Source organism: Variovorax paradoxus (assembly GCF_024734665.1).
Classification (GTDB): domain Bacteria; phylum Pseudomonadota; class Gammaproteobacteria; order Burkholderiales; family Burkholderiaceae_C; genus Variovorax.
In genome coordinates, this window is sequence record NZ_CP102931.1 from 3,054,560 (window position 1) to 3,079,445 (window position 24,886).

Below are 24,886 nucleotides of genomic sequence, written 5' to 3' on the forward strand. Positions count from 1 at the left end.
GCATGGCAGACGAACCCTCTTTCGCCCCGCCCGTCGCTCAGCGGCTCGCCGAATGGGCACTTGCGCTCAAACTGAGCGATGTCAATGCCGATGTGCTGGAGCGAGTGAAGCTGCACATCCTCGATCAGATCGGCGCGCAAGTCAGCTGCTGCGATCTGCCTGCGCCGCGCATCGCGCAGGCCTATGTGAGCCAGTTCGGCCGCAGCGGCCCGGCATCAATCCTCGGCACCGGACTGCAGGCCGACGCGGAGGGCGCCGCGTTCGTCAATGGCACTGCCGGCAGCAGCTTCGAGATCGATGACTACGGCGGCAACGGTGCCTATGCCCATCCGGGCTGCGTCGTGGTGTCGGGCGGGCTGGCCGTGGCCGAGACGCTCGGTGCCAGCGGTGCCGACCTGCTGCGGGCGGCGACCGTCGGATTCGAGACCATCATCCGCCTGGCGCTCGCCACCATGCCCTCGATGCTGCTCGGCCGCGGATTCCATCAGACCGGCGCGCATGGAGTGTTCGGCGTGGCACTGGTTGCGGCCATGCTGGAGCGGTTCGAGCTGGAGCCCACCGTCCATGCCCTGGGCATCGCAGGCAGCCACGCATCGGGCACGACAGAGTACTCGCAGAGCGGCGGCGAGGTGAAGCGCGCGCATGGCGGCATCGGTGCCGCAGGTGGCATCCGGTCCGCGCGGCTCGCCCGATTGGGCCTGAGCGGGCCGCCGACCATCTTCGAAGGCAAGCGTGGCTTCCTTCAGGCCTTCTGCAACGCGCACGATGCGCGCTTCCTGTATGAGCAGTTGGGCTCGCACTGGCATTTTCCGGAGCGCGGCGCGTTGAAGCCGCACGCATCGTGCGCGTTGATTCACCATCACTTCGCGGCCTACGACAAGCTCCGGGCGGCGCACGCGATCGCGCCTGACGACATCGAGGAGGTGGTGCTCGGCTGCGAGCCGCTGACCCTGGTTCACACCGGCGCCACCGGGCCGCGCCCCACCGACATCGTCGGGGCTCAATTCAGCGCCGAGTACGGCATCGCCATGCGCATAGTCAACGGCCGCAACGATGTCGGCGCCTATCTCGACGCCGAAGCCGATGGCTTCCAGAACCCCGCCGTTGCAGCCATTGCCGGGCGGGTCCGCCTGGAAGTCGACCCGGAATGCGCGACGGAGATTCCCCAGGGCAAGGTGACCTTGCGCATGCGCAATGGCGCCGTGCTGAGCGCAAAAGCCTATGCGCTTGGATCGCCATTCAATCCGCTCGGCAGAGACGACATCGAGCAGAAGTACCTCGATCTCGTTGCAAGGAAATCCGGAGACGAAGTCGCCAGGTCGTCGCTCCGAATGATCATGAATCTGGAACAGGTGCGGGACGTCAGGGAACTCACGAGATTGTTCGTACCCGACCCGGGGATTCGCCGCATGGGAGGAACTTGAAATGCTGAACGACAAGGTGGTCCTTGTCACTGGCGCGGCGGGTGGCATCGGCCGCGCAACGGCGGTGGCGGCGGCCCGCGAGGGCGCCCGTGTCGCCGTGGCCGATCTCAACCTCGAAGGCGCCCGGGAAACGGCCCTGCTGATCACGGACGCCGGCGGCTCTGCGATCGCCATGCGCACGGACATCAGCGTGCCGGGCGACGTGCGCGCCATGGTCGGCGCGGTCCTCGACCGCTACGGCCGGCTCGACGGGGCATTCAACAATGCCGCGATCGCGCAATGGCAGTGCGGTGCGGCCTCGGCGAAGATCGGCGATATCGGCGAAGACGCGTTCGCCCGGATCATGCAGGTCAACGTCACCGGCACATGGCTGTGCATGCGCGCCGAACTCGAGCACATGAGCCGCAACGGTGGTGGCGCGATCGTGAATGCATCGTCAATCTCCGGCCTGGTCGGCCGCGCCGGCTCGGGGGCCTACAGCGCGAGCAAGCACGCCATCAATGGCCTGACCAAGACCGCGGCGATCGAATACGCCGCATCGGACATTCGCGTCAATGCGGTGTGCCCCGGCTTCATCGATACCGTGTTCGTCAGTTCGTCGCTCGCCACCCGTGGCGATGCCTTGCTGGCCTCCGTGCCGATGCATCGCCTCGGACAGCCCGAAGAGGTGGCCGAACTGGTGGTCTGGTTGCTGTCGGACCGGGCTCGCTACATCACGGGAAGCCTGCAGGGGGTCGACGGTGGCTTCATGGCAGGCTGAAAGAAGCAGAGGAGCCTTTCATGTCTTTACCTCCCTCCCCTCCACGCCGCGAAATCCACCGGCGCGTCGTCGACATGCAGGCCTACGCCCGCGAGGACGGCCTCTACGACGTCGAAGCCCATCTGATCGATACCAAGCCTTTTCTGTTCGAGAGCCTCGGCAGGCCACTGCCGGTGCCGCCTGGCCAGGCCCTGCATGATCTGTGGGTGCGGCTCACGGTCGACGACGATTTCGTCGTGCGGGACATCTGCGCCGCTTCCGACATCACGCCCTATGACGTGTGCAAGCAGGCCGAGACGACCTTGCGCGTATTAATCGGCGAGCGCATCGCCCGGGGCTGGTCGGCAACCGTCAAGCAGCGCCTGCGCGGCGCCGCCAGCTGCACGCACTTGATGGAAGTGCTGATGCCGTTGGCCACAACCGCGATGCAGGGCATCCGCGGCTTGCGGCCCGCCCATTTGCGCAAGCACGGCGGCGACGGACCTCCGCCGCAACTCGACAGCTGCTATGCCTACGGCCGAAGCCGCGAGATGGTGATGCGGTTCTGGCCCGCCTACTACGTCGCGCCTAACCTGCCGTCCGATGCCGACGATGCGGCCGGCACGGCACCGCGCGACCCGGCAGCGCCAGCCTAGGAGTCAGCCCGCAGCAGCAGCCTGTTGCGACTCCTCATGAGCCTCGTCCAGCCACGCGACCGCGCGTCCGGCCTGCGAGGCAATGAGCGTCACCCCCAGCCCCGCCAGCACCAGACGCTGCAATTGCGTCTTGCCCGCTCCGAGTGCCATGGCACGCATCGCGTGGACTTTGAAAGGGATTTCAACCCCAAGCACCGCCAATTGCATGACGAAGACGATCTCGCAGGTCACTGCGTCCACGCCCGGCGCGGGCATGACTTTGGCGCGCATCTGCTGGTAGTGGGCCATGGCCTCAGGGCTGACCGCCGCAAGGCGTGCGGAGGTGGATGGGATGTCGGTCGTTTTCATGCGCGGACCCTCCGTGTGGCGTGCTGTGAAAGGTGCAGGGGGTGCATCGTTGTCAGGCTTCCGAGAATTTCACGCCGGCGCGGGCCTCGAACAGCCTGGACATCTCGTCGATGTTCGCGTCCTGGCCGAGCTCGTTGGCCGCTGCCTCGACGGTGTTTCGCACGGCGTTGGCGATCACCATGGGTGCGCCGCAACCGGCGGCCAGTTGCGTGGCCAGGTCCAGGTCCTTGACCATCAGCTCCAGCCGCAGCGTGGCGGTGCGGCCACCTGTGCGCAACACCGGCACGATGCGCTCGAACGCCTGCGACCAGCCCGACCCCTTGCTGATCGCAGCGGCGAGCTGGTCCAGCTTCAGGCCGATCTTGACCGCCATCGCCACCGATTCGTAGGTGATCAACCGGTTGCAGGCACCCAAGGTGTTCTTGATCAGCTTGGCCACATGGCCGTTGCCGCTCTGGCCGAAGTACACGACTGCAGGGCCGGTCTCCTCCAGAATCGGCTTGACCCGCGCAAAGGCCTCCGGCGAGCCGCCGCACAAGGTCACGATGGTGCCGGCTTCAGCGCCGCCAGGGCCACCGGACACCGGCGCATCGACCAGTGCCACGCCAAGCCGCTCCAACTCGGCAGCGATGGCGCGCGTCTCGGCAGGATCGCCCGTGGTCTGGTCCACGATCACCTTGCCGGCCGACAGGCCTTCGGCCAGCCCGCCGTCGCCGAACAACACCTCGCGCACGATCGCCGAAGTGGGCAGGCAGACCATGATCACGTCGCATGCGCGGGCCAGGGAAGGCAGATCCGGCGCGGCGATGGCGCCTTGCGCTTCCAGCGCATGCACGCTCTCCCGGCGCACATCGAAGACGTGGACCTTGCGCGATGAAGCCAGCAGCCTGCGCACGAGCGCCGCGCCCATCGCGCCCAGGCCGACGTAGCCGATGACCGGCTGTGCCGGCGCGGCCGAAGGCGCGACGCCAAGAGGGACAGCAGCCGACGCATCGCTGCTGCCCCGCAGCGTGGTGCCGGCCATCGAGGCGATCACATCGATCATGTCTTCCAGGCGTGCCGTGGGGCCGACGGTGTTGGCGCCGATCTGAAGCAGCGCCCGCGTGAGGCCGGCAATCGGCATCGGTGCTCCAGCCTGCCGGCCCAGCGCGATGGCCTGGTCCACGTCCTTGATCATCAAGGGAAGCGCAAAGTCGCTGGACGGCCTGCCCTCCACCAATGCCGGCAGCGCATTCTGGGAGATGCGGCTGCGGCCGGTGCTCTGGTTGATGGCTTCGGTCATCGACGCCAGCGACAGCCCGAGCTTGCACCCCATGGCCACCACCTCCAATGTGGCAAGCCGACAGGCTGCATTCATCACGTTGTTGACGGCCTTGATGGCCTGGCCATCTCCCAGTCGTTCGCCGCAGCGCACGATCGTCGGGCTGATGACCTGCAGGATCGGCAGCACCTTCTCGCAGGCCGCCGCCGGGCCGGACAGCATCATCGTGATGCGGCCCTCCTGCGCCGCCGCAACGCCACCGGCCACCGGTGCATCGAGCATGGCGACGTCATGGATCTGCAACTGCCGGGCGATCTCTCGGGTCTCCTCGGGAATGCCGCTGGTCTGGTCGATGATGATCGTTCCGGGTGCGAGGCCTTCCAGAAGCCCCCCGGGGCCGAAGATCAAACGACGCACGTCGGCGCTGCGTGGCAGGCACAACAGGATCACGCTGCACTGCCGCGCCAGGTCGAGGGCCGAAGCAGGAACGATAGCGCCCAGCGCCTCGAAGCGCTGCGCCGCTTCGCGGTTCATGTCCCAGACGTGGAGCTTGTACGAGGCGGCCAGCCTTTGCGCCAGCGCGCCGCCCATCGCACCCAAACCGATATAGCCAACAGACAGTGTCATTTCCTGAGCTCCAGTGAGATCCGGCTGGCGCGTGCAGCCTGACCATGATGATGAATTCGAAGGGGCGATGCCCCGCGCGGCCGACCGTGTGCGGCGCGTGTTTGTCGCTGCCGGAGACATCGCTGTCGCCGCCGGACGCACACACCGCGCCATCGACGCTCCCTCATGGCGCAGGCCGCCCGGCGGCGGATCGCGCTCCCGCCGACGCAGCAGCGTTCGTTTCGGCCGCCTCGCCGGCGCAATCGACGAAGGTGGCCAGAGCCGGCGCCAGCAGCGTCGGGTTCCAGACCAGCATCGCCGGCGCCGGCGTCGGCGCGCCGGCCAGGGGAATGAAGCGCACGCCCGCCATGCCGGCCTTCGCGAGCGACATGGGCACCAGCGCAACGCCGCCATCCCGCGCCACCAACGCGACGACTGTGATCCACGAGCGCGCCCGGTGCGCGATCTGCGGATGGATGCCCGCGTGGCTGAAGCTGGCAATGACATCGTCGTGGCGCGCCGGCGCCGCCGCACGCGACAGCATCACGAAGCGCTCGTCGCCGAGTTCGCCCAACTCCAGGCTGCTCCGCTCGGCCAGGGGATGTTTCTCGGGCACGCACAGTGCGAACACATCGTCGCGCAGCGCCAGCCCCTTGAGCTTGGACGGCACGCTGGATCCGTTGATGAACGCCGCATGCAGTTGCCCGCGCATCAGGGCCTGCAGTTGCTCCACCGAGGGCATCTCGTGCAGCACCAGGTCGATGCCCGGCACGCGGGATCTGAACCTCGCCAGGATGGAGGGGATATCGCTGTAGAGCAGCGAGCCCGTGATCCCTACATCCAGGCGTCCGTGAACGCCATGGTCGACGGCGGTGACCACGCTCCTTGCCTGGGCCACGCGGTCCAGGATCTGGTTGGCTTCGGTCAGGAATGCCGCACCTGCGGGCGTCAGCTGCACATGTTTGCTGTTGCGCACCAGCAGTTGGACGCCCAGATCGTCCTCGAGCGACTTGATGGCCGCGCTCAGCGGCGGCTGCGTGATCGCCAGCCGGCTCGCGGCGCGGCCGAAATGCAGTTCTTCGCAGAGCACGGCGAAATACCTCAGAAATCTCAGTTGCATGTGAAGCGCGGCCTTGCAGGAATGGAACGTCGGGGAAAGAGGCTTGGCGTCAAGGCAAGCCACATGCCAAGTGTCGGATGCCAATCGCCGTCCCACCGCGACCCGAACGGGCCAAGGCTGTTCTGCACTATTGCTTTGGAATGTCGAGGTCCTTCACCAAGGTGTTGATCTGCGTGACCTCCTTGCGGAAGAACTCCTTGAACGCGTCCGGGGACATCACCACCGGCTCGGTGCCATCCTGCTGCAGGCGCTCCTTGAGCTGGTTGCTGGCAAGCACCCGATTCAGCGCCCCCGACAGCTTCAGGACCACGTCGTTGGGGGTGCCCGCCGGTGCGAACAGGCCCAGCCAGAAATAGGAACTGAATCCCGGAACACCCTGCTCCGCCACCGTCGGCACCTGCGGCAGAACCTTGAGCCGCTCCGTGGACGTAACGGCCAGCGCGCGCAGCCGTCCGCCAGTCAGATTGGCGGAACTGCTGCCGTAGGCATCGAACATGAGACCGATACGGCCGGCGATCAGGTCCGGCATGGCCGCGCCATTGCCCTTGTAGGGCACGTGCAGCATTTCGATGCCGGCCTGTTTCACGAAGCTGGCGGCGGCGATGTGGGTGGCCGTTCCGATCCCCGCGGATCCGTAGCTGAACTTGTTCGGCGCGGCTTTGGCGCGCTTCATGATGTCCGCCAGGCTGCGGTCGGGCGAATCGGCTCCCACCACGACGACGGACGGCGAGCGCACCAGGTAACCGACGCCGACGAAGTCTTTCAGCGGATCGAAACCGGGGTCCACGCTCAGGGCTGCCTGGATCGGCATCGTGCCGCCCGTGGAGACCAGCGTGTAGCCGTCCGCGGGTGCGGTCTTCACGAACCGGATGCCGAGCAGGCCGCCCGCGCCCGTGCGGTTCTCGACGATCACCGGTTGCCCCAGCTCTTCGGACAATTTCTGCGCGATCACGCGCGTGCTCAGATCACCCCACCCTCCCGCCGCCACGGGCACGACGATGCGCACTGGCTTCGATGGGAACGCGTCGGCCGCGAACGCAGTCGCCGACACGGCGGTGGCAAGTGCGGCGGCAAGTGCCGTCTTCCAGAATTTCAGTCTCATGTCTGTCTCCATCTTCGTATTGAAATTGAAAGGAAAAGGGGCGCAGCGGCGTGCCGATGCGCTCAGGACGCAACCGCGGACATCGCTGGGTCGACACGCAGCAGTTCGATCACGCTGGCTGCCGAAGGCGTGGTCTCGAGGTTGCGGATCACGCGTTCGAGTTCGCGGGTACGGCCAGGCGAGAGCGTCTTTTCGGCAAGGCGGCGAAACTTCACCGCCATCTGTTCGTCCGACATCGGGCGCTGATAGCTGCCGAGGAAGTTGTCGACGGTCTTGCTGAGCGTGCGGCCGTCCTTCAGCACGACCTGGACGTCGGCGCCGCGCGCATACGCCCGGCCTTTCCTCTCGCGCGCCTCGTCCCGGACCACATCGACCCGGCTGCACAGCGCCAGCACGTCGTCGCGGGCAATGTTGGTATCCACCATCTGGTCGACGAAGACCTCGCCTTCGAGCAGCAGCATGCCGATGCAGTAGCCCAGGTGCATCTGGGCGGCCGTGAGCCCGGTGGGTTCGTACGGGGTCCAGAACGAGTGCTTCACTGCGTCCTGGGTCATGCGCACGGTGATGCTCTCCACGTCGGCGGCCTTGAGGCCCTCGTGCATCAGTTCCTCGACAGCATCCAGCGCAGACAGGTTCGTGCCCACGCAGGCATGGCGCTTGATCGAAATGCGCATGGTCTCCCAGCTCGTTCCGAGTTCGTGCGTGAGCGCCGACAGATCGAACAGATCCTCGCTCTGGGTGAAGGTCGTGCAGTAGCCGCCATAGCTTGTCTCGAACACGTCCTCGATGCCGGTGAAGCCTTCGCGCGCGAGCAGCGCGGCGTACAAGCCGCTTTGCGCGGCCTTGGCAGAGAGCATGCGCTTGACCATGGAGCCGAACTGGCTGGCCATCAAGCCTGCCGCCTGGGGGCCGGCGATTCCCAGCGCCTGGTAGTGCTGCTCGGGGCTGAGCCCCAGCACGCGGCCGGCGGCCACCGAAGCGGGGAAAGGGCCGAAGATGCCCGGCGTGTGCCAGCCCTTGGCCAGCATCTTGTTCCCGTTCATGCACAGGCCCACGCGCGGCCCGACCTCGAAGCCGACGATGATCGCCGTCAACAGGGTTTCGCCATCGACCTTGTCGGCGCCGATGAACTCGGCGGCCGCCAGCACGGCAGGCAGCACGGCCGCGCAACTGTGGATGGACGCCGGATTGGCATCGTCCAGTTCGTAGCCCTGGATCATGGTGCCGTTCAGCAACGCGGCGCTGGTCGCCGAGGCCGTTTGTCCTCCGCCCCACACCGAGGACTGGCCGCCACCCGGCTCCAGCTTCCCGATGACATCCGACAGGATGCCCGTCCATTTGAGCTGGGCGCCGAACAGGCCGCAGCCCAGGCCATCCAGGATGACCGACTTGGCCCGCGCGATCACGGCCGGCGGGACGTCTGCGAGCCTGAGCGTGGCTGCGAACTCGGCAAGCAGGCGTGAATGGGACGGCATGGTGCTACTCCTTGAGAATCTGTGGATGGCTGTGATCTGTCGGTGCGGGAACGGCTGCGCCCTGCCGGCATGCGGCAGGCTTCGTCACTGCAGTGAAGGGCGAATCGGCCAGGTTCGCACCCGGCGACCCGCAGGATGGTCAGGCAGGCACCAGCGGATCGAAACCGATCATGGCCTTGACCTCGAGATACTCCTCCAGCCCGAACACGCCCATTTCGCGGCCATTGCCCGACTGCTTGTAGCCGCCCATCGGCGCCACGTTGTTGCTCGGGGCGCCGTTGTAGAAGATGCGGCCTGCGCGCATGCGGGCGCCGACGGCATGCGCCTTTCTGGGATCGGTCGAGAACACGTAGCCGCCCAGGCCGTATGGTGTGTCGTTGGCGATCGCCACGGCTTCGTCCTCGGTCTCGTAGGCAAGGACCGCGACGACGGGCCCGAAGATCTCTTCGCGCGCGATGGTCATTGCCGGCGTGACGTCGGCGAAGATCGTCGGCTGGATGAAGTAGCCGCTGTCGAGGCCTTCGGGCCGCCCCACTCCGCCGCAAACAAGTCTGGCGCCTTCGTCCAGGCCGATCTGGATGTACTTCTGGATGCGCTCGAACTGGGCCTTGTTCACCACCGGGCCCATCGTGGTGGCCGCGTCTTGCGGCGCGCCGACGCGGACCTTGGCGCTCTCCTGTCGGAGCAGTTGCACCAGCGGTTCGAGCTGCTGGCGCTGCACCAGAATCCGGGTCGGCGAGTGGCACGACTGGCCGGTGTTCGAGAAGGCCCTTGCCGCGTTCCAGCGCGCAGCAGCCGCAAGATCGGCGTCAGGAAGAATGATGTTCGCGGACTTTCCACCCAGCTCCTGCGAGACACGCTTGACGGTGGCGGCGGCGGCCTCGGCGACCAGGACGCCTGCCCGCGTGGAGCCGGTGAACGACACCATGTCGACATCTGCGTGCCTGCAAATGGCGCTGCCAACCGTCGGGCCATCGCCGTTGACCAGGTTGAAGACACCGGCGGGAACGCCTGCCGCATGCATGACCTCGGCAAGGGCGAGTGCGCTCAGCGGTGTGAACTCGCTGGGCTTCCACACCACCGTGCAACCCGCGGCAAATGCGGCGGACAGCTTGGTGCAGATGAGCTGCACCGGCCAGTTCCAGGCCGTGATCAATCCGCAGACGCCGATGGCCTCGCGCCGCACGATGTTGTTGCCCAGGCTGGTCTCGAAATCGTAGTCGCACAGCGTTGCAATGGTCTGCTTGAAAGCGTCGATGCCGGTGCGCGTGTGAGCTTTCATGGACCGCGGCGCGCCCATCTCGGCAGAGACAGCGGCCAGAACCTGGTCCTCGCGCGCTTCGAATTCCTCGACGATCCGCTCCAACATGACGAGCCGGTCTTCCCTGCTCGTTTCGCTGAACGCCGGGAATGCCCGACGTGCCGCGGCAACCGCATGATCCACGTCCGTCGCAGTGCCCATGCCGATGCTGGCAAAGGGTTGCTCGTTTGCAGGGTCGATCAGCACGAACGGAGACGCGGATGGGGCCTCGACCCAGTTGCCGTCGATGTAGAAGCTGCCGTAGTGTTTCATGGTCTCTGATGTCTCCGATGTCGTTGTTCGCGCCGCCAGGATGAGAGACGGATGCGTTGACTTTGTCATGCAGGACGATGTGGGTCCAATCGCATTTTTGAGTCGAACGATTGTTTTTTTGGATTCATGAATCGGGCTTCGCGGCGAAGGTGGACAGCTCGATCAGTCAGGCACGGACAGGCGGTAAACGCGTGCCGCGGTGCGGCGAAACAGCGCGGCTTTTTCGTCCGCCGACGCGCCGCGCACGATGTGCTTGAGTGCATTCCACAGTGGCACGAAACCGGCTGCCCGACCATCGGGCGGATAGTTGCTTTCCATCATGCAGCGATCAGGGCCGAAGGCCTCGATGGCAGCTTCGACGTAAGGCTTCCATGCCTCGGCAAGCTCGAGGTAGCCGACCGGATCGGCGCGTTGTTCGAAGCCGAACCCCCAGAACGGCAAGCCGAGCCCGCCGATCTTGCAGGTGATGTTCGGACGGCGTCCGAGTTCCTTCAATGCAGCCCGCAGCTTTTCGAACACCGCGGCCCGCCCCTGGGCATCCAGGCCCATCGCCTGCGCCTGCCCGACATGGTTCAGCACGATGCTGCCGTCCGGAAAGGCATCGGCCAATTGAGCGATCTCATCGAGTTGGTGATGAAACGCTGCGGCGTCGAATGTCAGCCCGCGCCGCACCACTTCCTTGAAGCCGGCGCGAAAATTCGGATGCCGCATGATGCCGCGCGCCGGACGATTGGTGACATAGCGAAAAGGTGCATCGCTCTCGTCGTCGATGGTGATCTGCCGGACACCGCGAAAGCGCTCGGGCGCCCGCGCAAGCGACTGATCGAGCAGCTCGCCCACCTGCTCACCGTGACGCAGATCGGCGTGTCCGACGATCGCCGCGCAGATCCGGCAGTCGCCGTACACACCGCTGTCGCTCATGGCGCCGACGCCGTTGGCAAACTCCACCTCGCCCAGCGGACGCAGCAGCTCGGGCCCGTCCGGACGGGCGAACGCCAGGGTTTCGACATAGATGCTCGCCACGATGCGGTGGCCCGAGCGAACATCCTTCAGGTAGTCGTCGAGCATGTATTTCAGCGCCGGACGATCGAACAGGTGATGCGCGGAATCGACGATCGCCAGGTCCGGCTCGAGGATCACCTCGTCGCGGCCCGCATGGAGTTGGGGATAGGGTTGCAGGTTGCTCATGAATTGCGCTCTCGGGTCAGGTGGTGCCGATCTTGACGGTCTTGCTCAGCTCGCGCCATTTGCCGAGCTCGCGCTCCAGCGTGCCCTTGAACTCGGCAGGGGTGGAGATCTTTGGCCGCATCATCATCATTTCGCGCATGCGTTTGTCGATGTCGGGCATTGCGGACACCTTGTTGACGGCTTCGTTGAGCTGCTGCACCACGGAAGGCGGCATTCCGGCGGGACCCATCAATCCGAAGAAGGTGTACGAACCCATCGACTTCAATTCGGCGACCCCGGACTCCGACACGCTCGCAACATCCGGCAAGGCCTTCAGGCGCTGAGTGCCGGTCATGGCGATCGCCTTCACCTTGCCTTCGTTGACGAGCGGGACCGCGAACTGCGCCGTGATCATGGACAGGTCCACGTTGCCGGACATGATGTCCCGCGTGATCTCGGATTCGCTCTTGTAGGGAATGTGGGTGAACGAGGTGCCGGTCACGCTGATGAGGTATTCCATCTGCAGGTGGTTGCCCGATCCGATCCCGCCCGACCCGTAGTTGAGCTTGCCGGGGTTTGCCTTCCCATACGCAACCAGTTCTTGCAGCGTGTTCACGGGGACATTCGGCCGCACGACAAAGACGGCTTCCGCCTCGGCCAGCACGGCCACCGGCGTGAAGTTCTTGAGCAGGTCATACGGCAGATCGCGCCGGATGCCGGGGTTCTGCGCGAGTGCGCCGCCGGTGCCGAGCCACAGCGTGTAGCCGTCGGGTGCGGCGTTCATGACAGGTTGCGCTGCCAGCAACTCCGAGGCGCCGGGCTTGTTCTCGATGATGACGGGCTGCGGCAGCACCTCCTGCAGCTTGGCGGCATACAGCCGCGCCAGGAGATCGGTACCCCCGCCCGGGCCATAGCCCACCAGGATCTTGATGGGGCGCGTGGGGAACTGCTGCGCGAGGACACCTGCAGCGGTCAGCGAGGCGGCCAAAGCCAGGATGCAGTTGCGAGCGATGACGCTCGCGCCGCGCCGCCGCTCGCCATGGTCACGGCCATGCGCATGGGTGCGGTCGGGCCACGAGGAAATACTTTGCGAAAGCCGGGCCGAAAGGCGCGTGAACGTCATGCTTTTGTCTCCGTTGGAATATTTGGGTTTGCAGGAAGGCCGTGTGCGGCCCTTCCTCGATAGGCAAGTCCGGTGCCATGCCGCGCACGCCGCAGCAACACAGCGCGCGACGCTGTGTCCGGTGCGAACGTGTGCGCCACCACTACAACTTGCGTTGCTGCCGAGGACACGGTGTTTGTCCAAGGCACGCAGGGCTGTCTGCTGGCAAGACCCGGCTGGCGCCTGATGGCCATGGGTCCGCAAATGCCGGCCCCGGTGGATGACGCGCCGCTCGCCGTTCAGACCTTGGGCCGGCGCTTGTACATAAGCGTGGCCCGCATCTCCTGCACGACCGCGCCGTCCTGCTTCACGCATTTGCGCAGGAACGTGATCACGCCGCGGTCTGGCTTGCTGGTCTCCTTCTTCTCCACCACCTGCTGCGCCACCCGGATCGTGTCGCCGTGCTTGACCGGGCCCAGCATGCGCCACTGGTCGATGCCCAGCAGCCCGAGCAGGGTGCCGTCGTTGATGCCGCTGGCGTACTGCAGCCCGCCCATGATTCCGTAGATCAGCGGTCCGTGCGCCACCGGTTCGCCGAACGGCGTCGTCTTGCAATACTCGAAATTGGTATGAACCTCGTTGAAGTCGCCCGTCAGGCAGGCGAAGTTGACGATGTCGGTCGACGTGATCGTGCGTGCTGGCGTGACGATCTCCTGGCCGATCTCGAAGTCTTCGAAATAACGGCCGCGCGGCTCCGCGTTGATGGTCATGAGTGGCTCCTTGTCTGTTGGATGAATCGATCCTCAGCCCTTGTCATTGGCCAGGATGAGCGTGCAGTGCGAGGACAGAATGCCGCCCTCGTTGTGCACCAGCGCCACCTCGGCGCCCTGCACCTGGCGCTCGCCCAGGCCGCCGCGCAACTGGCGCACAGCCTCGACGATGCCGAACAGGCCGCCGGCGGCGCCGGCATGGGCGTGCGACAGCATGCCGCCGTGGGTGTTGACGGGCAGCTTGCCTCCGATGCGAGCATGGCCCTCCGAGAAGAAGGCACCGCCCTCCCCCCGTTGGCAGAAACCCAGCTCTTCCAGTTCGATGATGGGAACGATGGTGAAGCAGTCGTAGAGCTGCGCCACGTCGATGTCCTGCGGGCCCAGGCCAGCCATCTCGTAGGCGGTACGGCCCGACTCCGTGGCACCGAACTCAGTCAGGCTGGGTGCGCACATCAGGTGTTCGTGCGTGTGGTATTCGCCAATGCCCTGCAGGTACACAGGTTTGGCCTTGAGGTCGCGCGCACGCTCGGCCGAGGTGACGATGAAGGCGCCGCCGGCATCGGAGATCAGGCAGCAGTCCAGCATGCCCAGCGGATCGGCGATCGGCTTGGCGTCCAGCACCTCCTGCAGCGCCAACGGCTTCTTCATGTGCGCACTGGGATGCATGAGGGCGTGGGCGCGGGTGTTCACCGCCACCTGGGCCATCTGCTCGCGCGTCGTGCCGTAGACGTGCATGTGACGCTGGGCGATCATGGCGTAGTAGCCCGGTATCGAACCGCCATAAGGCTGCTCGAAGTAGGGGTGGCCCACCGCGAGCAAGGCCGACAGCGCGGCCTCGCGCGTGAGACCGGTGGCGCGGTTCTCTCCGGCGCACACCAGGATGGTCTCGGCCTGCCCTGAAACAATGGCTTCCGCCGCGTGCTTGAGCATCACCGCAGGGCTGGCACCACCGGAAATCACCGACGCATTGAAGCGCGGCTTGACGCCCAGGTATTCGCACAGCACCGATCCGAGCATGAAGTACGGCTCGGTGAAAGAGTAGGCGGTGAGGACACCGTCGATGTCCGACACCTTCAGGCCGGAATCGTCCAGTGCGCGCTTGGCAGCCTGGGCGTTCAGTCCCAGGCCTGTCATGTGGGGAACCTTGCCGATGTCGGATTCACCGACGCCGACGATGGCAATCTTGTTCTTGAGGGATGTGGGGGTCTTCATTCTCTGGTTTCCCCTCAGGCGGCGACGGTGTTGAACTGAGGCAGCATGGCGCCGTCGCCGCGGTCTTCGAAGGTCACCTGAACACGATCGCCGATCTTCACCGCCAGCGCATTCGCCCCCAGGATGTTGGCCATCATGCGTGGGCCCTCGTCGAGGTCAATCAGTGCAACCGCATACGGCACCAGCGGAGCGAACGCGGGATCGGAGGCACGGCGGATCACGGTGAAGCTGTGCACGCTGCCGGTCCCCTTGGCATCCACCCATTCCAACCGGTCGGACCAGCAGACGGGGCACAGGTGACGGGGCATGAAGTGCAGCTCGCCGCAGGCGTTGCATTTGCGAATGACCAGCCGCCGCTCGCGGGCGGCTTCCCAGTAGGGCCTCGAGTCGGCATTGGCGACGGGCGTGGGGAGTGTGGTTTTGTCCATGCTGTTGTCTTGTCAGGCTCGACCTTCGCGGGCCTTGGCCACCTGGGCACGGCGCGCCGGCGCGTACGGCTCCTGGCCCAGGGCCAGATACAGGGCGTGCGTCGCATCGTGGTGTTCGGCAAGACCGGTACGCTCCAGCAGTGAGATCGGGCCTTCCGGGTAGCCCAGGCCGAGACACAAGGTCTTGTCCATGTCTTCGGCGCTCGCGAGCTTCTCGTCCAGGCGGCGCAGTGCCGCATTGAGATAGGGCCGGACCAGCCGATCGACGATGCGGCCGGGGAAGTCGCCGCACACGGCCACCTTCAGGCCGGCGGCTTCGAAGGCCGCCTTGGCTGCGGCAATGGCGGCATCGCGGGTCTGCGGCTGTCGCACCAGTTCCACCAGAGGGGTGGGATCGGCGCGGCCCAGGCGAAAGCGGGCAAAGCCCACCACGTTGGACCCTTCATGGCCTTTCTGTTCGCCGGTATGCACGCCCAGGCATTCGTGGCCCAGTTCAACGGCAACGAAAGGGCATGCGCCCAATTCAACGGCCTTGGCGAAGGCGGCTCCGGCGCCTTCGCCGACGAATATGCGCGAGGCGCCCTGTGCGTCTGCCTGCTCGATGAAGGCATGCGAAGCGGGAAAGGAACGGCTGTCGCCGGAATGGACGACACGGTAGGAATGGGTCATGGCATCAGGCTCCGTACATCTTGCTGTCTGCGTAGGGGTGGAAGCCGCGGCCACTCTTCCTGCCGAGCCAGCCGGCGGCGATCATGCGTTTGACCAGCGGCGGGCACGCCGCGCGCGGCTCGTTGGTGACGCCGTGCATGGCTTCGCACAGCAGCTTCTGCGTGTCCATGCCGATCAGGTCCAGCAGTTCCAACGGACCCATTGCATAGCCCATGCCGGTCTTGATGGCCAGGTCGATGTCGGCCGCCTCGGCCACCCCCTGCTCCACCAGGCGAATCGCATCGTTGTTGAAAGGAATCAGAAAGTAGTTCAGCACGAACCCGGGCGTGTCCTGCGTCTTCACCGGCTTCTGGCCCATGGCTTCGCAGACAGTCCACGCGCGGGCAAGCGTCTCCTCGCTCGTCGCAAGGCCGGGCGACATTTCCACCAGCTTCATCAGCTGCGCCGGCAGGCAGAAGTGCATGCCGACAAAGCGGTCCGGCCGACCCGAGCCGCCGGCGATCTCGGTGATGCTGATGGTGGAGGTATTGCTCGCGAAGATCGCTTGCGGCCCGCAGATCCTGTCCAGCTTGCCGAAAAGGTCATGCTTGACCGGCAGGCTCTCGAACACCGCCTCAATCACCAGATCGCAGTCGGCGAAGTCTTCCAGCCGGGTCGTTCCACTCCACTGGGCCATGATCTCCGGCAGCTTCTCCCCGGCCAGCTTGCCGCGCTCCACGCTCTTGCGCAGGAAGCCTTCGGTCTGGCTGCGGGCGCGGTCCAGTGCGTCCTGTTTCAGGTCGAACACGCGGGTGCGGAAACCCGCACGCGCGCACACGATGGCGATGCCGGCACCCATGGTCCCTGCACCGGCGATGCCGATGGTCTTGATCTCACTCATGTTTTCTCCTTGGATGGTTCAGCGCTGCAGGAAGCTGCGGCCGATCAATTGGCGATGGACCTGGTTGGTCCCCTCCCAGATCTGGGTGATCTTGGCGTCGCGCATCAGACGCTCGACGCGGAAGTCCTTGCAGTAGCCGTAGCCGCCAAGCAACTGCACGGCATCGGTGGCCACGCGCATCGCGAGGTCGCTGGCGCGCATCTTCAGGAGCGAAGCCTCGATGCCGAAATCCTTCTCGCCGGCATCGACCCAGCTGGCCACCTGCCAGAGCCAGCCCTCCACCAGCGCCATCTCCGATGCGAGGTCGGCCAGCATGAACTGGATGCCCTGGAACTCCAGGATCTTTCTGCCGGACTGCTTGCGCTCGTTGATGTACGCGGTGGCATCCTCGAAGGCGCCGCGCGCGATACCCAGTGCATGCGCCGCCACGCTGGGGCGCGACTTGTTCAGCGAGGCGAACAGGATCTTCAGGCCGTCGCCGGGGTTGCCGATCAGATTGGCGCGCGGCACGCGGCAGTTGTCGAAGGCGAGCGTCGCCGTGCTGGAGGCGCGCGTGCCCATCTTGTCTTCCAGCCGCACCACGGAAAGACCCGGCGTGCCCTTCTCCAGGATCAGCACCGAGATGCTCTCCTTGGCGCCGACAATGCCCTCCCACTTGCCGAACAGCAGGTAGAGGTCGGCCACGTCGCCGTTGGTGATGAAGGTCTTGCCGCCATTGACGACGATCTGGTCGCCGTCTTCCCGGAGTGTGGTCCGCATGCCGGTGGCGTCCGAACCGGCCCCCGGTTCCGTGATCGCCAGCGCGCCGAGGCCGCCTTCGGCGATGCGCGGCAGCAGCCGCTGCTTCTGCTCCTCGGTGCCCCAGTCGATCAGCGGCTTCATGCCGTGGTAGTTGGTGGCCCAGATGATGCCGGTGGCCGCGCAGGCCTTGCTGATCTCGCGCACGCAGGCGAGGTACGCGGCGTACGACATCTGCGCACCGCCGTAGGCCTCGGGGATGAACATGGCGTTCAGCCCGAGTTCCTTGATGGCGTTGACATGTTCCCAGGGGAATTCGGCACTGCGGTCGTAGTGCTCGGCGCGCGGCGCGATCTGGTCGCGTGCCAGGGCCCGCACGCTTTCCAGCAGCATGTTTTCCTCATCGTTGAGGGCAATGCGGGAATCCAGTCGTTCGAGGATGTTCATGGCTTCAGTGAGCGATGGCTTGGCCGCCATCGACGTAAATGGTTTCGCCTGTGAGGAATGCGCCGGCAGGCGTGAACATCGATGCCACGAGCGCGCCCACGTCGGCAGCGGAGCCCGGCTTGCGACCCGGGATGCGCTTGTCGAGGTAGGCCCGCAGGGGTCCACCCTCGGCCATCGAATCGGCGTTCAGGTCGGTGACGATGTAGCCCGGAGCGACGTCCATCACCCGGATGCCCTTGCCGGCCCATTCCACGGCCAGGCATCGCGTGATGGCACCCACCGCGGCCTTGCTAGCGCAGTAGGCGAGGTTGCGCTTCACGCCCAACTTGTCGAAGAAGGAACCGATGTTGACGATCATCCCGCCGCCCGCGGCGACCAGATGCGGATAGGCGGCCTGGCAAGCCGTGACGACCGATGTCGCGTTGGTGTCCATCACCTGATGCCACTGTTCCAGCGACATCTCTTGCGAAAGCGCGTCGATGTGCACGCCCGCGTTGTTCACCAGGCCCTTGATCCGCCAGCCGTCGGCTGCCAGCCTGTTCAGGACTGCGGCGAACGCAGCCGGGTTGGTGACGTCGGCACGCGCAGGAATCCAGTGTTGCGCGACTTCGCTCGGCGCGCCGGCACGGGCCGGCAGCGCGCCCGAGCGCGAGAGGCACGCCACATGGCGGCCCTGTTGCGCCAGCGCCAGCGCGATGGCGGCGCCGATCCCCCGGCTGGCGCCGGTGACAACGATGCATTCACGTTCACTCATCAAGAAACCTCGCCTTTCTCTTTTCAACGAAAGCCTGCATTCCTTCTTCGGCATCGCGTGTGCGGTACGCCAGCGTCGAGAGGTCCGCTTCGATGCGCAGTCCTTCATGCAGCGACACGTCCATCGCACGCTGCACCGCTTCACGGGCGAACTGCAATGCACGCAGACCGTGGCCGGTGAACTCGCGGGCGTAGGCCTTGGCAGCGTCGAGGCCGGGCGCCTGCACGACGCGGTTCACCAGGCCGATGGCCAGCGCCTCCTGGGCATCGACGGTTCGGCCTGTCATCACCAGCTCCAGTGCACGGCCCTGCCCTACCAGACGCGGCAGGCGCTGCGTTCCTCCGTAGCCGGGGATCAGGCCCAGCTTCACTTCCGGCAGGCCGAACTTCGCGTGGGGCAAGGCAAGGCGCAGGGTGCAGGCCAAAGCCAGTTCGCATCCGCCGCCGAAGGCGAAGCCGTTGACCAGCGCGATCGATGGAATCGGAAGCCGATCGAGCTGCGCGAACACGGCCTGGCCGAGCTCCGCGCCTTCGCGCTGCGCTGCCAGCCCGCGCTGCTGGAGCTCCTTGATGTCGGCGCCGGCACAAAAGGCCTTCTCACCTGCGCCGGTGATGATCAAGGCGCGCGCTCTGGAGGCGCTGAGCTGATGGAGGTATTCCCGCAACTCGTCGAGCAACTCGAAATTGAGCGCATTGAGGGACTGCGGACGCTCGATCGTGAGGACGGCGAACTCCTCGTCGTGGATGAGTTCGATCATGAGGCAGTGGCCGGCGCCTTGTAGCGCACGGGTTCGGGTTGCAATCGGCCGTTGGCAACCCATTGCATGAGTTCGCGCTTGAGGATCTTGCCGCTCGCGGTCAATGGAAACTCCTGCACGACGACGAAGAATTCGGGCATGTCGAACTTGGACAGTCCCTCGCGCGCCAGGTGCTCCAGCATTTCATCGGCGCCGGGAACCTTGTCCTGGGCAATGACGGCCAGGCACACCTTCTCGCCCAGCCGCTCGTCGGCCACGCCGAAGGCGGCGGCCTTCTTCACGCCCGGATGGCGATGCGCGTATTCCTCGATGTGCGCCGGATGGATGTTGTGCCCGCCGCGGATGATCAGGTCCTTCTTGCGGCCCACGATCTCGAGGTTGCCGCTTGCGTCGAGCCGCCCCAGATCGCCGCTGAGGAACCAGCCGCTGCTGTTGAACGAGGATTCCGTGGCTGTCTGGTTGTTGAAGTAGCCCAGCATCAGCAGGCCACCGCGGCCAGCGATTTCTCCCACCTCGCCGGGAAGTGCTTCCATGTCGGGGTTGTCGGGCTGCCAAAGCCGTATCTCGTAGCCGGCGCACGATTTTCCGCACGTGCTGGTGATCACGGCCATCGGATCGGCCGGCTTGGTGTACTGGTGCGAGCCGCATTCGGTCATGCCGTAGACGTTCTGCGGCTTCGCGCCGAGCGCCATCAGCCGTCGCGCAGTTTCGGTAGGAATCGGCGCACCCGCCATGTAGAAGACCTTGACCGCGCCGAGCCGCGTGGCGCCGCGCTTGCTCAACTCATGCAGCAGGTCCATCGCGTGCGTCGGCACGCCCATGACATAGGTCGCATCGGTTTCCTCGATCCAGTCCAGCGGCGCGACGCCTGCGGATGGATCGTGCATGACCAGCTCGCATCCGGCCACCAGCACCTGCTCGAGCGCCACGGTGCCGATGTGATGGCTCATGGGACTCAAGGTCAGCAGCACGGTCTTCTCGTTCAGCGCCCAGTCCGCCACCATGGCTCGCCCGTTGGCCAGCAAGGTGTTGTCGCTGTGCATCACGCCCTTGGGGGCGCCCGTCGTACCGCTGGTAAAGGCCAGGTAGACGATCTGGTCGGGATGCGTGCTGGGCAGCGGCCCCGCCGTGCGCTGCGCCGACGCGGGCATCGGCATCGGATGCGCTCCGGGCGGCATCTGTGCATCGGGTCCGCGCAGGGCCGGCAGCGCATAGACGCGCTTCATGTGTCCGAGCTCCTGCGCACGCGCGAAGACGTCGGCCGCTGCGGCATCCGCGCCCCAGCCGGTCTGCGCAAACAACGCGCGGCATTCGACGCGCGACAGGAGCGTCACGATCTCGGCCACCGTGTAGTTCTGATGCAGCGACGGGTTGCAGACGTAGCCGTTGCGAGAGCAGGCCAGCAGGATGACCACGTTTTCCAGCCGGTTCGGCAGCCAGATCGAGACCCGGTCGCCACGGCGCAGACCCGCGGCGTGGAGATCGGCGGCCACGGCGTCCGCCCATGCCGCCAGCGCGCTCCAGGTCAGCCGCCTCGTGCCGTCGCGCAACGCGTAGGCGCTGCCGCGCTCGGTCGCATGCCGGCGAGCCAGTGAATAGAGCGTGTCGGTCTGCCAGACGCCCGAGAGATAGTTCTCGCGCGCCCGGGCCGGGTCATGCAAGGTCAACAGATGAGACATGGGAGCCCCTCTCCTACGTTGCTTTTTCAGTGGCCGAACTTGTCGCTGTCGGGCGCGCGGCGTTCGGAGAAAGAGGCGGCCAGTTCCTTGGACTCCTTGGTCTCCAGGTAGCCACGCAGCAGCAGGTCGTGCGCCATGCGCGACAGGCCCGACACGCCACCATGGCGCGCATTGAACGAGGCCTTGATCGATGCCAATGCGAAGGCACCGCGGTCGGCGATTTCGAGGGCGATCTTTCGCGTGAATTCCCACAGCTGCGCGTCGGGCACCACGTGATTCACCAGGCCCCAGTCCAACGCCTCGCGCGCGCTCAGCTTGGGATTGCGGTACCACATCTCCTTTGCGCGCTTCTTGCCGACCAGATCCTCGAGGTACCAGGTGCCGTAGCCGCCATCGAAGCTGCCCACCATCGGGCCGACCTGGCGGAACACGGCGCTTTCCTTTGCGATGGTGATGTCGCAGACCACGTGCAGCACGTTGCCGCCGCCCACGGCAAAGCCGTTGACCATGGCGATCACCGGCTTTTGCAGCCGGTCGATCGCCTCGTACATCTCCAGCGTGGGCAGCGTGCCGGCGTAGAGGGTCGAGTTCTCCATGCCGTCCTTGCGTCCACCGGTGCAGAAGAATTTTTCGCCGGCGCCGGTGAGGACGATCACGCGGGTACGGGTCTCCCGGCGAATCTCGTTGATGCAATCGCGGATCTCATGGCACATCCGCTCGGTGAACATGTTGCCGTCGTCCGGACGGTTCATCGTGATGACCCCGATGGGGCCTTCTTCGCGATAGGTGATTTCTTCGAACTGCATGGGTTGTCCTCTCAGATGATCTGTTGGGTGCGGAGTTGGTCGATCTGGGCTGCATCGCATTCGAGCCATGTGCGAAGAATCTGCTCGGTGTGCGAGCCCAGCTTGGGTGGTGGAATGCCTGTGCCTTCGGTGCGGTTGTCGAAGCGGATGCCCAGGCCGACGTGCGGGATGTCGCCGTCGGGGCCCTGGGTGCGATAGATGAATCCGGACTCGTGCAGCGCCGGGTCTTGCGCTACTTCATCCAGCCGCTGGATCGGTCCGGCGGGCACCCTTGCCCGGTTCAGCAGATCCAGCCAGTGCGCACGCGGTTTGGCGCGCAGCAGTTCGCCGATGGTCTTGACGATGTCCTCGCGTTTCGCGCGGCGTTGCGCGTTGCCCGCATGGGCCGGGTCCGCTGCGTTCTCGGGCCGGCCGACGGCCTCCCAGAAGCGCTTCCATATCGCATCGTTGCCAAGGCCGAGGGTCATCGGGTCGTCGGCGGTCTCGAAGACCTGGTAGATCGCGATGACGCTGTCGCGCCCGCCTGCACGCCGCGGCGTTTCGCCGGAGCCGAGATACGGCATCAGCTTGGGCGCCATGAAGCGGGACATGCTCTCCACCATGGAGACATCGATGTCGCAGCCGCGCCCCTCACGCTCGCGCCGCAGCAGCGCGGCCATCACAGCCATCGCGGCGTCGCTGCCGGCCAGCAAATCGGCTGCCGGCGTACCCACCTTCTGCGGGCCGTTCTCCGCCTCACCGGTCAGGTCCATCACGCTCGAATAGCCCTCGGCGATCAGGTCGTAGCACGGCAGGTCCGCACGGCTTCCCTGCAAGCCGAACCCGCTGATGGACACATGGATGAGCCGCGGATTGAGCGGCCTCAGCGACGCGGCATCCAGCCCCAGCTTGCGCTGCACCCGCGACACCAGATTCAGCAGCACCACGTCGCACTGGGCCACCAGCTTCTTCAGGATGTCCTGGCCTTGCGGCGATGCAATGTCGAGGGTGAGGCTCTGCTTGCCACGGTTGACGCTCATGAACCAGAGCGACTCGCCATGCAGGAACGGCGGACCCCAGGCGCGCGCGTCGTCGCCGGTGTTGGGCTTCTCGATCTTGACGACGGTGGCACCCATGTCGGCCAGCAATTGGCCAGCGTAGGGACCGGCAACCGAAGAGGTGAGATCGAGCACCTTCACGCCTGCAAGCAGGTCGAGCGCGGGGGCCGACCGCGGCGGAAGGCCATTCAATGGAAGGTTGTTTTCGGGCGTGGACATTGCATTGCTTTGTGCAAGCGGTGTGCCACGTCAACCAAGCCCTGGGAAACGGCAAAAACAAGCCATTCCAGCGCCCTTTGCCAGCCTGCAGCCCGATCTCAGCTGCGCTGGTGTCCTCGCCGAAGACAGTCAGTGTTCAGCAGACGTATCATGACCTTAACGGAGACACAAGAAATCGATGGAGACACAAGACATCAGTGTGGAAGCAGCATCCCTGAACGATCTGCGCGGCGTTCTGGTCCTTGGGCCTGACGGCAAGCAACTGGCAGCCAGTGGCATCGCGCTTCAGCCGGAGCTCGCGCGCGGCATCGAGGCGGGATGGCAGGATGCACGGCGCCGCGAGCGGCGCGTGTTCACCGTGGATGGTCCGGGCCAGCGTCCGATCGTCGTGATCGTGCTCCCCGCGCCCGATGCGACCGTGCTGGTCGCCATCGAACGCGAGAGTCGCGACGCCCTGTTCGAGTTCGTTGGCGCCGTCGATTTTGCGGGCGACATCCTCTCTCACTTCCTGACCAATCCGTTCGAGGCGCTGTCGGTCGTCGACCGCGATGCGATGGTTCGCTACATGAGCCCCGTGCACGAGCGCTTCTTCGGCTTGCGGCCCGGCGGCGGCGTCGGTCGCCACACGACGGAAGTGATCGAGAACTCGCGGCTGCACGAGGTGGTCAAGAGCGGCAAGGCGGAGATCGGTCTGCTGCACGAGATGCGCGGCATCACGCGCGTTGTCTCGCGCAATCCGATCCGCAACAGCCGGGGTGAATTGGTGGGAGCCATCGGCCAGATCATGTTCAAGGGCCCGGAGCAGTTGCAGACCTTGTCCAACGAGGTCTCCAAACTGAAGTCGGAAGTGGCCTACTACCGCCGCGAACTCGACGACCTGCGCAACCGCAGTTATGGCCTGGACCAGATGGTTGGCGAAAGCCTCGCCATGCAGCGGCTCAAGCAGCAGATCGTGAAGGTGGCGCCTCTGGACGTCCCCGTGCTCCTCACCGGCGAAAGCGGAACGGGCAAGGAGTTGGCCGCGCATGCGATCCACAAGCTCAGCCCCCGGCGCGACGACACGATGGTGATGGTCAATGCGGCTGCGCTGCCGGCCACGCTGGTCGAGAGCGAGCTGTTCGGCTACGAGGCGGGCTCCTTCACCGGTGCCGAGCGCAAGGGACGCAAGGGCAAGATCGAGCAAGCCGACCGCGGCAGCCTGTTCTTCGACGAGGTGGGCGACATGCCGGCCGAGGTGCAGGTGAAGCTGCTTCGCGTGCTGCAGGACGGGAGCTTTCAGCGGGTCGGCGGAAGCGAGCTGCGCCGCTCCAACTTTCGCCTCATCAGCGCGAGCAATCGCAACTTCGAAGCGATGATCGCCGATGGCACCTTTCGCCTCGATCTGTTCTACCGCATCGGCGGCGTCACCATTCGCCTGCCGGCGCTGCGGGAGCGCCTGGAGGACATCCCGCTGCTGGTCGATCTGGCGCTCAAGCAGTTCGCCGATCGCCATGGGCAGCGCGCGAAGAAGCTCTCCGACGCCGCCATCGCGTTCCTGCAGGGCCAGCGCTGGCCCGGCAATGTCCGCCAGTTGATACACACGGTCGAGCGCGCCGCGATCTTCAGCGACCTGGACCTGATCGAGCCCTCCGACTTCGGCACCATCGACATGGAGCCCGGCGAAAAGCCGCAGCCCTCGGTCGAGCCAGACGACAGCGCAACCATCTCTCTCAAGGCCGCGCCGCAGGAGCACACGCGCGTGAGCAGCGCGGTCGAGCAGGTGGAGGAGCAAATGATCCGCCAGGCAATGACGAAGTTCAACGGCAACAAGAAGCGGGTCGCTGCCGAGTTGGGCATCTCCCGCTCCTATCTGTACAAGCGCCTCGCGCAGATGGGCTTCGGCGCCGAGTCCGAGAGTTGATCGCTGGCGCGCGGCGC

Annotated in this window: 23 protein-coding genes; 4 read left to right on the forward strand and 19 right to left on the reverse strand. The window is 65.7% G+C overall.

Annotation, left to right across the window (positions count from 1 at the left end):
* The first annotated feature begins 2 nt into the window (after nucleotides 1–2).
* From NWF24_RS14360 to NWF24_RS14370, 3 genes are read left to right on the forward strand one after another with little or no spacing between them, the layout of a single operon-like run.
* A complete protein-coding gene (locus NWF24_RS14360) occupies nucleotides 3–1,424 on the forward strand; it encodes an MmgE/PrpD family protein (protein ID WP_258354736.1) in 1,422 nt (473 codons plus the stop codon).
* 1 nt (nucleotide 1,425) lies between these two features.
* Nucleotides 1,426–2,184, forward strand: coding sequence for an SDR family NAD(P)-dependent oxidoreductase (locus NWF24_RS14365; RefSeq protein WP_258354737.1), 759 nt, complete (start codon nucleotides 1,426–1,428; stop codon nucleotides 2,182–2,184).
* 20 nt (nucleotides 2,185–2,204) lie between these two features.
* Complete coding sequence (locus NWF24_RS14370) at nucleotides 2,205–2,819, forward strand: DUF2889 domain-containing protein (protein WP_258354738.1); 615 nt, start codon at nucleotides 2,205–2,207, stop codon at nucleotides 2,817–2,819.
* Between the two features lie 3 nt (nucleotides 2,820–2,822).
* Here NWF24_RS14370 and NWF24_RS14375 read toward each other — a convergent pair whose 3' ends face one another.
* The 19 genes from NWF24_RS14375 to NWF24_RS14465 all read right to left on the reverse strand — a co-directional run bounded on the left by NWF24_RS14375 (nucleotide 2,823) and on the right by NWF24_RS14465 (nucleotide 22,969).
* Entirely contained in the window at nucleotides 2,823–3,167 is a 345-nt protein-coding gene (locus NWF24_RS14375) for a hypothetical protein (protein ID WP_258354739.1), read from the reverse strand.
* Nucleotides 3,168–3,219: 52 nt separating this feature from the next.
* Nucleotides 3,220–5,208, reverse strand: a complete 1,989-nt coding sequence (locus NWF24_RS14380) for an NAD(P)-dependent oxidoreductase (protein WP_309148872.1) — start codon at nucleotides 5,206–5,208, stop codon at nucleotides 3,220–3,222.
* Nucleotides 5,209–5,218: 10 nt separating this feature from the next.
* Nucleotides 5,219–6,154 (reverse strand): LysR family transcriptional regulator, encoded by a 936-nt coding sequence (locus tag NWF24_RS14385; RefSeq protein WP_258354741.1) that lies wholly within the window; start codon nucleotides 6,152–6,154, stop codon nucleotides 5,219–5,221.
* A gap of 127 nt (nucleotides 6,155–6,281) precedes the next feature.
* Nucleotides 6,282–7,256, reverse strand: coding sequence for a Bug family tripartite tricarboxylate transporter substrate binding protein (locus tag NWF24_RS14390; RefSeq protein WP_258354742.1), 975 nt, complete (start codon nucleotides 7,254–7,256; stop codon nucleotides 6,282–6,284).
* Between the two features lie 62 nt (nucleotides 7,257–7,318).
* Nucleotides 7,319–8,731 carry an MmgE/PrpD family protein gene (locus NWF24_RS14395; protein ID WP_258354743.1) on the reverse strand — a complete coding sequence of 471 codons (1,413 nt, stop codon included), beginning with the start codon at nucleotides 8,729–8,731 and terminating at the stop codon, nucleotides 7,319–7,321.
* 139 nt (nucleotides 8,732–8,870) lie between these two features.
* Nucleotides 8,871–10,304 carry an aldehyde dehydrogenase family protein gene (locus NWF24_RS14400; protein ID WP_258354744.1) on the reverse strand — a complete coding sequence of 478 codons (1,434 nt, stop codon included), beginning with the start codon at nucleotides 10,302–10,304 and terminating at the stop codon, nucleotides 8,871–8,873.
* Between the two features lie 162 nt (nucleotides 10,305–10,466).
* Entirely contained in the window at nucleotides 10,467–11,492 is a 1,026-nt protein-coding gene (locus NWF24_RS14405; RefSeq protein WP_258354745.1) for an amidohydrolase family protein, read from the reverse strand.
* A 16-nt stretch (nucleotides 11,493–11,508) separates the two neighbouring features.
* Complete coding sequence (locus tag NWF24_RS14410; RefSeq protein WP_258354746.1) at nucleotides 11,509–12,594, reverse strand: Bug family tripartite tricarboxylate transporter substrate binding protein; 1,086 nt, start codon at nucleotides 12,592–12,594, stop codon at nucleotides 11,509–11,511.
* A gap of 278 nt (nucleotides 12,595–12,872) precedes the next feature.
* Nucleotides 12,873–13,343, reverse strand: coding sequence for a MaoC/PaaZ C-terminal domain-containing protein (locus NWF24_RS14415; protein WP_258354747.1), 471 nt, complete (start codon nucleotides 13,341–13,343; stop codon nucleotides 12,873–12,875).
* 33 nt (nucleotides 13,344–13,376) lie between these two features.
* A complete protein-coding gene (locus tag NWF24_RS14420) occupies nucleotides 13,377–14,555 on the reverse strand; it encodes a thiolase C-terminal domain-containing protein (protein ID WP_258354748.1) in 1,179 nt (392 codons plus the stop codon).
* 14 nt (nucleotides 14,556–14,569) lie between these two features.
* Nucleotides 14,570–14,983: a Zn-ribbon domain-containing OB-fold protein gene (locus NWF24_RS14425; RefSeq protein WP_258354749.1), complete on the reverse strand. Its 414-nt coding sequence runs from the start codon at nucleotides 14,981–14,983 to the stop codon at nucleotides 14,570–14,572.
* A 12-nt stretch (nucleotides 14,984–14,995) separates the two neighbouring features.
* A complete protein-coding gene (locus NWF24_RS14430) occupies nucleotides 14,996–15,652 on the reverse strand; it encodes a 3-hydroxyacyl-CoA dehydrogenase family protein (protein WP_258354750.1) in 657 nt (218 codons plus the stop codon).
* Between the two features lie 4 nt (nucleotides 15,653–15,656).
* Nucleotides 15,657–16,532, reverse strand: a complete 876-nt coding sequence (locus NWF24_RS14435) for a 3-hydroxyacyl-CoA dehydrogenase family protein (protein ID WP_258354751.1) — start codon at nucleotides 16,530–16,532, stop codon at nucleotides 15,657–15,659.
* A gap of 18 nt (nucleotides 16,533–16,550) precedes the next feature.
* Complete coding sequence (locus NWF24_RS14440) at nucleotides 16,551–17,717, reverse strand: acyl-CoA dehydrogenase family protein (protein ID WP_258354752.1); 1,167 nt, start codon at nucleotides 17,715–17,717, stop codon at nucleotides 16,551–16,553.
* A 4-nt stretch (nucleotides 17,718–17,721) separates the two neighbouring features.
* Nucleotides 17,722–18,471, reverse strand: coding sequence for an SDR family NAD(P)-dependent oxidoreductase (locus NWF24_RS14445; protein WP_258354753.1), 750 nt, complete (start codon nucleotides 18,469–18,471; stop codon nucleotides 17,722–17,724).
* The gene (locus NWF24_RS14450) at nucleotides 18,464–19,228 is read right to left on the reverse strand and encodes an enoyl-CoA hydratase/isomerase family protein (RefSeq protein WP_258354754.1); all 765 of its coding nucleotides are present in this window, start codon (nucleotides 19,226–19,228) and stop codon (nucleotides 18,464–18,466) included. The genes NWF24_RS14445 and NWF24_RS14450 overlap by 8 nt, the downstream gene beginning before the upstream one ends.
* The gene (locus NWF24_RS14455; RefSeq protein ID WP_258354755.1) at nucleotides 19,225–20,907 is read right to left on the reverse strand and encodes a class I adenylate-forming enzyme family protein; all 1,683 of its coding nucleotides are present in this window, start codon (nucleotides 20,905–20,907) and stop codon (nucleotides 19,225–19,227) included. The genes NWF24_RS14450 and NWF24_RS14455 overlap by 4 nt, the downstream gene beginning before the upstream one ends.
* A 26-nt stretch (nucleotides 20,908–20,933) precedes the next feature.
* Entirely contained in the window at nucleotides 20,934–21,713 is a 780-nt protein-coding gene (locus tag NWF24_RS14460) for an enoyl-CoA hydratase-related protein (RefSeq protein ID WP_258354756.1), read from the reverse strand.
* Nucleotides 21,714–21,724: 11 nt separating this feature from the next.
* The gene (locus NWF24_RS14465; protein WP_258354757.1) at nucleotides 21,725–22,969 is read right to left on the reverse strand and encodes a CaiB/BaiF CoA transferase family protein; all 1,245 of its coding nucleotides are present in this window, start codon (nucleotides 22,967–22,969) and stop codon (nucleotides 21,725–21,727) included.
* 178 nt (nucleotides 22,970–23,147) lie between these two features.
* Between NWF24_RS14465 and NWF24_RS14470 the strand changes: the two genes are divergently transcribed.
* Entirely contained in the window at nucleotides 23,148–24,869 is a 1,722-nt protein-coding gene (locus NWF24_RS14470) for a sigma-54 interaction domain-containing protein (protein WP_258354758.1), read from the forward strand.
* The last annotated feature ends 17 nt before the right edge of the window (nucleotides 24,870–24,886 follow it).

Bases quoted from the DNA above. Each gene is read 5' to 3' on its own strand.
- NWF24_RS14445 (WP_258354753.1), bottom strand. From the start codon at position 18,471: ATGAGTGAACGTGAATGCATCGTTGTCACCGGCGCCAGCCGGGGGATC.
- NWF24_RS14430 (WP_258354750.1), bottom strand. From the start codon at position 15,652: ATGACCCATTCCTACCGTGTCGTCCATTCCGGCGACAGCCGTTCCTTT.
- NWF24_RS14415 (WP_258354747.1), bottom strand. From the start codon at position 13,343: ATGACCATCAACGCGGAGCCGCGCGGCCGTTATTTCGAAGACTTCGAG.
- NWF24_RS14360 (WP_258354736.1), top strand. From the start codon at position 3: ATGGCAGACGAACCCTCTTTCGCCCCGCCCGTCGCTCAGCGGCTCGCC.
- NWF24_RS14420 (WP_258354748.1), bottom strand. From the start codon at position 14,555: ATGAAGACCCCCACATCCCTCAAGAACAAGATTGCCATCGTCGGCGTC.
- NWF24_RS14405 (WP_258354745.1), bottom strand. From the start codon at position 11,492: ATGAGCAACCTGCAACCCTATCCCCAACTCCATGCGGGCCGCGACGAG.
- NWF24_RS14435 (WP_258354751.1), bottom strand. From the start codon at position 16,532: ATGAGTGAGATCAAGACCATCGGCATCGCCGGTGCAGGGACCATGGGT.
- NWF24_RS14410 (WP_258354746.1), bottom strand. From the start codon at position 12,594: ATGACGTTCACGCGCCTTTCGGCCCGGCTTTCGCAAAGTATTTCCTCG.
- NWF24_RS14370 (WP_258354738.1), top strand. From the start codon at position 2,205: ATGTCTTTACCTCCCTCCCCTCCACGCCGCGAAATCCACCGGCGCGTC.
- NWF24_RS14365 (WP_258354737.1), top strand. From the start codon at position 1,426: ATGCTGAACGACAAGGTGGTCCTTGTCACTGGCGCGGCGGGTGGCATC.
- NWF24_RS14450 (WP_258354754.1), bottom strand. From the start codon at position 19,228: ATGATCGAACTCATCCACGACGAGGAGTTCGCCGTCCTCACGATCGAG.
- NWF24_RS14425 (WP_258354749.1), bottom strand. From the start codon at position 14,983: ATGGACAAAACCACACTCCCCACGCCCGTCGCCAATGCCGACTCGAGG.
- NWF24_RS14440 (WP_258354752.1), bottom strand. From the start codon at position 17,717: ATGAACATCCTCGAACGACTGGATTCCCGCATTGCCCTCAACGATGAG.
- NWF24_RS14375 (WP_258354739.1), bottom strand. From the start codon at position 3,167: ATGAAAACGACCGACATCCCATCCACCTCCGCACGCCTTGCGGCGGTC.
- NWF24_RS14380 (WP_309148872.1), bottom strand. From the start codon at position 5,208: ATGGCGCGGTGTGTGCGTCCGGCGGCGACAGCGATGTCTCCGGCAGCG.
- NWF24_RS14390 (WP_258354742.1), bottom strand. From the start codon at position 7,256: ATGAGACTGAAATTCTGGAAGACGGCACTTGCCGCCGCACTTGCCACC.
- NWF24_RS14385 (WP_258354741.1), bottom strand. From the start codon at position 6,154: ATGCAACTGAGATTTCTGAGGTATTTCGCCGTGCTCTGCGAAGAACTG.
- NWF24_RS14470 (WP_258354758.1), top strand. From the start codon at position 23,148: ATGGAGACACAAGACATCAGTGTGGAAGCAGCATCCCTGAACGATCTG.
- NWF24_RS14400 (WP_258354744.1), bottom strand. From the start codon at position 10,304: ATGAAACACTACGGCAGCTTCTACATCGACGGCAACTGGGTCGAGGCC.
- NWF24_RS14465 (WP_258354757.1), bottom strand. From the start codon at position 22,969: ATGTCCACGCCCGAAAACAACCTTCCATTGAATGGCCTTCCGCCGCGG.
- NWF24_RS14395 (WP_258354743.1), bottom strand. From the start codon at position 8,731: ATGCCGTCCCATTCACGCCTGCTTGCCGAGTTCGCAGCCACGCTCAGG.
- NWF24_RS14460 (WP_258354756.1), bottom strand. From the start codon at position 21,713: ATGCAGTTCGAAGAAATCACCTATCGCGAAGAAGGCCCCATCGGGGTC.
- NWF24_RS14455 (WP_258354755.1), bottom strand. From the start codon at position 20,907: ATGTCTCATCTGTTGACCTTGCATGACCCGGCCCGGGCGCGCGAGAAC.